General features: G+C 36.7%; 1 protein-coding gene. It reads right to left on the bottom strand.

Annotated elements, in window-relative coordinates:
* Window positions 1-268: 268 nt before the first annotated feature.
* Window positions 269-1,354 (bottom strand): IS110 family RNA-guided transposase, encoded by a 1,086-nt coding sequence (locus CHB66_RS16725; RefSeq protein WP_089242551.1) that lies wholly within the window; start codon window positions 1,352-1,354, stop codon window positions 269-271.
* Between the last annotated feature and the right edge of the window lie 91 nt (window positions 1,355-1,445).

The raw sequence follows: 1,445 nt of genomic DNA on the forward strand, positions 1-1,445 counted from the left end.
AAACTATCTTTGTGTTTAAAAGGGAAAAGAATCAGTTTAGTTTATCGTCACTTTAATAATGCCTAATTCACTTCAATAACCTCTTTAATCAATCTCCTATCAACGGTCAGACTTATAGCATGCCGCAATGTATCTTTCATTTTAAAGAGGATGGGGACGCAATCTTTGTGGAACAGTCTTCCTATTCAGGTGCTGCAGTCGCAAGCTAACGTTTTGTCCCCCTCCAAATTTTCAAGGTTTTAGTTTCTTTAGGACTTTATTTCAGATTCTAGCTTACCACCCCAATTTCATATTCGATTTTATGGGTAAGGATGTGCCTGATTCTATTCAATAAGTTTTTAGCTACCCTTATAATTGCCTTGTTTTTGTTCATCAGCTCTGTCAGTTTATTGAATCTTGCGGTAAGTGCAGGATCCTTCCTGACAGCTACCCACGAAGCTTCAATAAGCATGATCTTAATGTCTTTTCTTCCTCTTTTTGACAACTTACCAGTAATCATTTTTTCTCCTGACCCATACATTTTGGGAATTAGTCCTACGTAGCAACATAGTTCGTCCATAGTCTGAAACCTTTTCATATTATATACCTGAAGAAGGATTCTCATAGCTCCTAGTGGACCAATGCCAGGTACTGATGTCAAAAGACTGAAGTCATCTTTATATTCCTCCGTCTGAGAAAGGCTTCTCAGCTGTTTAGTTATTTCTAACAATTGCTTCCTGAGCAATAATCCTGTTTCAATATAATTGTTGATACTACGTTGTAATTTTGGTTCTATATCAGGTACCGATCTTAGCCATTCAATGAATACTTTTGACCAGCTACGAGACTGACTGCTGCTAAACCGTTCAGGAATCTCAATACCAAACTGAAAAAGAGTCGCTTTAACTCTGTTTTTTTCAGATGTCAACATTCTTGTTAAGGAAAAATGCTGTCTCAGAAGCTTTCTGTCCACTTCAATATGTATTGGCGGAACATCTATTCCTTCAAACCCATTGGAACGGAGAAGTTGAGCCAGCTTTCTGCTGTCGGATTTATCAGATTTTTGCTGCCTGTCCTTATGACTGGAAGGTACATCCATTGCATGGACTACTTGACAATCAACACCAAGACTTCTTAACTTTCTACATACAGTAAAGCCATTGAATCCTGATTCATATACAGCCTTATATTCAGCTCCAGGATAATGTTTTTCTAGATATGTTACCAGTGATGCGGGATCAGGATCTCTAGTCATTGTCTTCAATTCAAACTTGTCGGTAAGTAATGTAACCTTCCAACTTTTATGGTGACAATCAATACCAATGTAAATTGATTGTCCCTTAAATGAATCTTTACTAACTTTAATCGATGGCATAAGCGTTCTTATTTAAAGGTTAAGGTTGAAATTCTTCCTTTAATATATGAAATCTAGCTTATGCCTATTTTTCAAACATAATACCTTTGTG

The organism is Belliella buryatensis (assembly GCF_900188245.1).
Taxonomy (GTDB): Bacteria; Bacteroidota; Bacteroidia; order Cytophagales; family Cyclobacteriaceae; genus Belliella; species Belliella buryatensis.

Bases quoted from the DNA above. Each gene is read 5' to 3' on its own strand.
- CHB66_RS16725 (WP_089242551.1), bottom strand. From the start codon at position 1,354: ATGCCATCGATTAAAGTTAGTAAAGATTCATTTAAGGGACAATCAATT.